Source organism: Photobacterium sanguinicancri, from assembly GCF_002265265.1.
GTDB lineage: Bacteria > Pseudomonadota > Gammaproteobacteria > Enterobacterales > Vibrionaceae > Photobacterium > Photobacterium sanguinicancri.
In genome coordinates this window covers 1-7,508 of record NZ_NOIF01000215.1, presented here as the reverse complement: position 1 = coordinate 7,508, position 7,508 = coordinate 1, and the positions used below count along the sequence as shown (strand labels likewise).

The following is a 7,508-nucleotide window of genomic DNA, read 5'->3' as shown; positions in this document are numbered from 1 at the left end:
GTATTTATTTCAATCCATTTTATCGTGTAATTTAATGAAATATCGTCATTATTCTCAGGTAAGTAAAATGCAGAACATCGGGATGTCCTCCAAACTCAACAATGTATGTTATGACATTCGTGGACCCGTTCTTAAGCATGCCAAACGCATGGAAGAAGAAGGTCAGAAAATTCTTAAACTCAACATTGGGAATCCCGCCCCATTTGGTTTTGATGCCCCTGATGAAATTCTCGTTGATGTGATCCGCAACCTGCCAACATCGCAAGGTTATTGTGACTCAAAAGGCATTTACCCTGCGCGTAAAGCCATTGTTCAGCACTACCAAAAACGTGGCCTACTTGATTTAGATGTTGAAGACGTTTACATCGGTAATGGCGTGTCTGAGTTGATTGTAATGGCGATGCAAGCCTTACTTAACTATCAAGATGAAATTTTAGTACCGTCACCGGACTACCCACTGTGGACGGCAGCTGTATCACTCTCTGGTGGTACTCCTGTGCATTACATCTGTGATGAACAGTCCGACTGGTATCCCGACCTCGACGATATTAAAAAGAAAATCACACCCAATACTCGCGGGATTGTACTGATAAACCCGAACAACCCGACTGGTGCAGTCTATAGCCGTGACTTCTTATTAGAAGTAGTAGAAATTGCTCGTAAGCACAAGCTGATCATTTTTGCCGATGAGATTTACGATAAAATTCTCTACGATGGTGCACAACACACTTCTATTGCGCCACTGGCTGAAGATGTTTTCTGTGTCACATTTAACGGCCTATCCAAGTCTTACCGTGTCTGTGGTTTCCGTGCAGGCTGGATGGTACTTTCTGGCCCGAAAGGGGTCGCCAAAGGCTACATTGAAGGCTTAGAAATGCTGGCATCTATGCGTTTGTGTGCCAATGTCCCTATGCAGCATGCGATTCAAACAGCACTCGGGGGTTACCAGAGCATTAACGAACTCATATTGCCTGGTGGTCGCTTATTAGAGCAACGTAACAAAGCCTACGACTTAATCACCCAAATTCCGGGTGTAACTTGCGTGAAACCCAAAGGGGCGCTGTACTTATTCCCTAAATTGGACCAAAAGAAATTCAACATCGTTGATGATCAACGCATGGCATTGGATTTCTTGCAGCAAGAAAAAGTATTACTGGTACACGGTACGGGCTTTAACTGGAAGAAACCGGATCACTTCCGCATTGTGACACTGCCGCGGGTAGATGACCTTGAGTTAGCGATCGGTCGTTTAGAACGCTTCTTGCACAACTACCGCCAGTAAGCGGCTGGTTAAACAACCATCAAGTATCACAACATCGTTTTTAAGCCTCTGCTATGCAGGGGCTTTTGTTTATTTGAAGCTGTCACAAGTTCTCGTTTTTCTGTTACCTTTAATACAACAGAGATCAGCATTATCTGCTGAACATACGCTATTCATAAACTTATAAGCAGTCGATCATGAAACGTAGTCATTTCTTTGCTCACTTAGCTCGTATGAAGCTCATTCAACGCTGGCCATTGATGCGTTGTGTATCCAATGAAAATATCTCAGAACATAGCCTTCAAGTCGCTTTTGTTGCCCACGCATTAGCTCTGATCAAAAACAAAAAGTTTGGTGGCGACCTTAACCCAGAGCGCATTGCACTACTGGGGATGTTTCATGATTGCAGCGAAGTGATCACGGGGGATTATTTTTGAAAGTTTATTTTCGTAAACCACGCACTTATTTTGTAATTTAACACTGAGTTACATCACTTTGGTGATTGACTCTGCACTTCCCAAACTCTCGCCCCACCCTCATTGACTTATATTTGAATCTGACAAATAGTTACATCACAAGATAGCAATAAGGGCAAACAACTATGAAGCACGAAGAAAGTACATTCCTCGCTTGGATAACAAGAATGTCCTTAATTCAAAGATGGGCACTCATGCACACGTTTCAAACTGAGAATATTTCGGAACACAGCCATCAGGTTGCGGTCATCGCACACCTTCTTGCAGTAATAAAGAACAAACGTTATGACGGCAATCTTATTCCAGAAAGAGCGGCCACAGTTGCAATCTATCACGAGGTTTCTGAGACACTCGTGCAGGACATCAACCATAAAACAAAGTACAGCAACCCTGAAATAACCAAAGCAGTTAAAGCTCTAGAAGACTTGGCGGAAAAGAAGTGTTTAAACACGCTCCCAGATGACTTGCAGGATGAATTTGAGAGCTTGCTCGTGCAAGAAAAAGTCGAACCGGAATACAAAGCTATAGTTAAAGCCGCAGACATCTTACAGGCTTATATAAAGACAATGAATGAGCTTAGGTTTCACAACGAAGAATTTCACCATGTCAAAGACGGCTTAGGTGAGCGTATATCGGAACTAGCCAAGACGATGCCCGAAGTTCAGGACTTCTTAAATATATTTATGGGCAGTTGCACAACCACATTGGACAAGATTGCTTAAATGCTCTAACTGAGGGGAGTCCATCTCATGACCCTTTTAAACATTGTCAATAATCTTCGTGAAAAGACGACAAGGCATTCCGACCGAACTGCGCTTAATAAAGTAATGGAATTTCTTGAGAATAAAGGCTGGAGTGAGATGCTGCCAAGTGAATTCGGCGAGTTCGAGTTCCTGCAATTTATTAACCACCTATCAAATAGTAGCCCCTCTGTGGTCTACCATAATTCCACTGCCTCAAGGCGGCTCCTGCAAAACCTTCATGCTGAGGGCGAAATTTTCCAATCATCACCGGAACTATGGCCAGCCTCGCAAAAGCCCACAGCCCGACATTTCGAACCACTATCGGATGAAAAGACTAAAGCATTGCGTGAGTGGCTCAAGGTTGAAATTGACAGAATATCAGGTATTGAGAAGAAAGTAGAAGAATCACTAAAGTCAGGCGTAGCTCTGAAATACTGTGGTAATGATTTTAGAAACAAAGCAAACAAAGACCCTAGGTTAATGGCTTATAACAGGTGGACAAGCAATCTGAGTGATGTAATTGCTACTATATATCTTGCCCACCCAGATTATCCATTAAATAAAGAGGCTGTTAAGAAGCACTATACGCCGCCTAGAGATATTGTTTATGAGGAGCTAACCAACCCCTTAATAACAATAATTAAAAGAATGTCTATTCAAAACATTCCCAGTTATTGTGAGTTTCTTGAAGACGCTAAAGACCTAACCTTTACAAAACTTCTTACCTATATTTATCCCGATCAATTCGAACTCATTACAATTAAGACAGCTATAAGCCTGCAAACCGGATGGACATTCGATGTAATAGATCGAATTGATGCAGAAAACTATCTCTATACCCCTATTCCTGTCAACGGAGATTGGGCATTTGTGCAAGCGCCTAAAATAAAGGGGGCTAAGTCAAGTAACTCAACAACAAATGAACAGAGGATACTGCTTCACCCATGCTCTATTTCTAACCCGCACAGTGTTTATAACCTCATAAAGTTACTTAAAAAACGTACTTCCCGGTTACGGTATGGTGATGAATATAAGGATGTAGTTAATACATTGGGATGCCATCCGCTTTTCATATGCCTTAATACACATTCAAAAAGTCTTCTTGTTCATCATACCGACATGAGAAGTGAAGCTGGAGCAATAAAAAGCGGAAAGAATAGAAAGCAAATAAAGGAACAGTTTATTAAGTCACTTGGTTTCTACTTTGATCCTAGACAGTTAAGACCAACAAGGCTTTACTTGAATGAAAAAGAGAAAAACCTGCCTCTTATTCTACAGGTTGCACTCTTTGGACATTCATCTTCAGCAGTTACCGATGAATTCTACAAAAATAACGCACAATTTAAAAAGCTAAGAAGTAAAAGACTAGCAAAAGAACTAATAAAGATAGAAAAAAGTATTGCTGATGGTTCATTTAAAGGATCCCTAGTCCCGCTACGGGAAGAAAAAACCATAGAAGATAGAATATTAAATATCTATACAAATCACTCGGGCGAGTCTCCTCTTGCAGTGTGTAATGATCCACATAGACCAGATTGGGGAAGCTACATTGGAGAGCGCCTTAAACAGCCATGCCGTCAATTTAATAAATGTCTGCAATGCTCAAGATCTGAGGTGCTATCAGATAACATCCCGTTCATTGTTGACAGGTATCTATATCTAGACCAGAAAAAACGCACTATGAAGAAAGAGCAATTTAATGCCCTCTACCTTGATGAGTTTAATGCGTCAAAAGAGGTTGTTGAGTCATATCCATATCAAGACGAAATCAAAGAAGCTGAGCTGAGATGGGCTATTGAGGGTGATTTGTTGCCACCTGTAATTTCGGAGCTAGGGTCATGGGAATAGTTCATTTTGACAGAATAAACTTAGGTGAAGACTTTGAAATTGATTATGGAAATCTCTTTTATAATCAAAAGTGGACAATAAGGATAGACTCATCAGAAACACTATCTATGAATTTTGAGCGAATTCAAACAAATGGAGACACAAAATACCATCATGACCTGATAACATTGATAAGAATGATGACGTATTATTCTTTCCCAAAAAAAGTCAAGCTAACACTCAATAGCTGGTATTCCACGTCAACCATGTTTAGCTCATATGTTACGGTGGCAAACACGTTTCTAATTCCCAAAGGCTATATAACAAAAGAAATTCTATCCAACTTAACGCTAGAGCAGTGCCAGACGTATCTTAATGAATTGATGTCACTTGCTAGAATAAAACAACCATCATCTCAACAAAGGCTTCTCAGTTTTTGTGTATTCTTTGACCACTGGGTATACCTATCAGAAAAAAAGTATCTCCCTAAGGCGTATCGGACTCACTTCAAAGCATCTAAATTAATATCAAAAGAAAAACGAAAAGAGATAACTAAGATTATATCTGATGTAACAGATCCTTGGAGTCCGCTAAGTGCTGAAGTAATTGAAGACTGCTATCACCATGCAAAAAAATACATCGAAGTGTTCTCGGAAAGTATTATTAATTGCCATAATTTAATAAGAGACCGAGCGCGACTTGGAACGGCAAAAGGTGTGCGGAGAACATATGGATTAGTACGAAAAGATGGTAAAACAAAGAAAACATTTAAAGCTCTCAGGAATATGAAGGTCCCTGAAATAAGCGAGGGAGTAAAATTGTTCGATTTCACACCTAAGACTAAGAGAGTTAAAAGTCTTGGTTATAAGTCAGGGTGGCAAGATAGAACGTATATAACAATTGATGAAATAAGACCCGAGGTTATAACGCTAAAAAGGGCTTGTATCTTTACAATAGGATTGTTCACTGGATTAAGGCGGCGTGAAATTTCAAACCTTAAGGCTAACGAAGCATTCTATGAGAATGGTACATGGAACTTAAACATTATACGATTTAAGACAGCTGATGATCCAAAAGAAAAGGGTGAGCCAGATGTAATACCTGTTCCAAATATGGTAGTTAAAGCCATTAATGTGTTGCTAAAGCTATTTGAAAGTCAAAGAAAAAAACTTGGGAGTGATTACCTAATAACCGTAGACATTGTATCGAAAAAAGGTTTTAAAAAGGCTAAAAACGACACCATATCTAAAGATATAACCAGTTATATAAGAGATATATCAGGCATCGCTGATGGAAGTCCTCATAGATTAAGAAAGTCTATTGCTTGGCTGTTAATATCACGAAGTGAAACTAATATAGATCTTATTCGCCAATTATTTGGTCATAAATCCTTTGGAATGACTCTCCGCTACATTCTAAGAAACCACTTGATGGCTCAAGGTATCTTAGAATTACTTGAGCATAATTATACTGAAGAGTTAAAAGAGGTTTTAGATGAGATAGCTGCATACAATACATCTGGAAAATTATCTGATTTAATTCGTTCAAGAATATGTAACCAAAATTATAAAGGGCAAGTTTTACTTACTGACATTGATACCTTCATTAAAGAGTCACTAGCTTCAGGCGTTCCCCTATTTGTATCGAGAGTTCCAATTGGTGGCTTCTGCCTACGCTCAGGTGAAACAAAAAACATTCCACCTTGCATGGCTAAATCAGGAAAGAATAAACCAAACATCGACTTCTGCGACTACAAAGAATGTGACCACATCATCCACACTAATGAATCTAAAAAAAATGTGTATAAACAAATTGATTATTACCAAAAGTTACTTAGCTACATGAACGAAACATCTGATGAGAGAGTGGTAGCTTATTATGAAAAAGAAATAGATGCGCACATAAATTTAATATATAGGCTAGAAAGCAGGTCCTCTTCAAGTGATACGTTTAAAATCTCTAAGGGGGAGTTATGAGCCTGAATGATAAACATGTATTGAAAGCAATCGAACTTCTTAAAAGCTCCAATAACTTTAATATTTCTATGCTTGCAGATCACCTTGGTATATCTAGGCAGACAGTCTATAAAAATTATGGACACCTATTACCAAAGAAAAACAATGACACCGAAGATAAAATCATTACAGCTATAAAAAGTTTAGAAATAAGAACAAACAGAAAAAATCACTCCATACAGGAGGTTGCTACTGAAGCTGGAATCACTAGGCAAGCAATATCTAGAAATTACAAACATTTAATACCATATATTAAAGGTGAATATAACCTAGAACACGATTCACCTGTAATAGAATTAAGACAAAAATTGGAATTAGCTGAAGCTAAAATTAAAGAAATTGAGTTAAACAACGAGGAAAATTTCGGCTCTTTTAAAAACAGAGTATTCTCACAAATGATGAAAGCCGATGCTGACTCCCTAAAAGGGCATGATCTACGTGCAGTCACCAGCAGCATGCAAATACAAAACGATTCAATCACAGACCAAAATAAACAGATGCTAAGTGAGATTTCAGAATTAAATACTGAAATCTCAAGATTAAAAAGAGAAAGGCATGAACACCCTAGTGGGTGCAATGTAATATTGCACCTTAAGCCAACTTATGATGCGATTAATTCAGACATGAACACAGAGGATATAATTAGGTTAATGCATGAAGCTGAGGAAATAAATATTGGTAAGGCTATAGCTGTATGCGATGCATCAAACCCTGATGCTATTATTTTCTTCCAGCCATTCCTTAGCTGTTCTTTCAAAGAATGTCACCTACCAACGGCTGGGAAAATCGTAGTTATAGAAAGTAACTTTCCGACTCCAATGCTATTTAAAAAATTACTCAGTGAGATCAGTGACTCTCCCGTGCATTCAATCTCATCTCGCGGTCAAAATGTAGAGCTTATGAAATATTTTTGCAGGAAATATCACCAAAATAAGTTTAACGATGATGTTATAGAGAAGATACTTACTCTTATTTATTACCCATCAATTGAAGATGGCTTTAAATCTATTACGCAGCTCAAACCTGACCTCAACATAAAACTGGTGAAGTAAATGGAATTAGGTTCTGAGACTATCAAATATAAATATGAAAACCTAAACTATGAACATCATATTATTTTCGTTACTGAAAATGACTCTATAATTTTATTGAGCGCTGTAAACTTATACCTAAAAGAAAAGTGTAG

5 protein-coding genes and 1 pseudogene are annotated in these 7,508 nt (G+C 38.5%); all 6 read left to right on the top strand.

The genetic code is table 11. The annotated features are described in order from the left end of the window. Positions 1–67 precede the first annotated feature (67 nt). The 6 genes and pseudogenes from ASV53_RS21390 (at position 68) to ASV53_RS21365 (ending at position 7,374) form a co-directional block, all read left to right on the top strand. Positions 68–1,282 (top strand): pyridoxal phosphate-dependent aminotransferase, encoded by a 1,215-nt coding sequence (locus ASV53_RS21390; protein ID WP_094958596.1) that lies wholly within the window; start codon positions 68–70, stop codon positions 1,280–1,282. Positions 1,283–1,458: 176 nt separating this feature from the next. Next, positions 1,459–1,689 (top strand): annotated as a pseudogene (gene yfbR, locus ASV53_RS21385) (5'-deoxynucleotidase); the annotation flags it as partial. 173 nt (positions 1,690–1,862) lie between these two features. Then, on the top strand, positions 1,863–2,459 hold the full coding sequence (gene yfbR, locus ASV53_RS21380; protein WP_094958595.1) for a 5'-deoxynucleotidase: 597 nt from the start codon (positions 1,863–1,865) through the stop codon (positions 2,457–2,459). A 27-nt stretch (positions 2,460–2,486) separates the two neighbouring features. Beyond that, a complete protein-coding gene (locus tag ASV53_RS21375; protein WP_094958594.1) occupies positions 2,487–4,328 on the top strand; it encodes a hypothetical protein in 1,842 nt (613 codons plus the stop codon). Further along, the gene (locus ASV53_RS21370) at positions 4,319–6,283 is read left to right on the top strand and encodes a tyrosine-type recombinase/integrase (protein WP_094958593.1); all 1,965 of its coding nucleotides are present in this window, start codon (positions 4,319–4,321) and stop codon (positions 6,281–6,283) included. The genes ASV53_RS21375 and ASV53_RS21370 overlap by 10 nt, the downstream gene beginning before the upstream one ends. Beyond that, positions 6,280–7,374, top strand: coding sequence for an HTH domain-containing protein (locus tag ASV53_RS21365; RefSeq protein ID WP_094958592.1), 1,095 nt, complete (start codon positions 6,280–6,282; stop codon positions 7,372–7,374). The genes ASV53_RS21370 and ASV53_RS21365 overlap by 4 nt, the downstream gene beginning before the upstream one ends. Positions 7,375–7,508 lie beyond the last annotated feature (134 nt).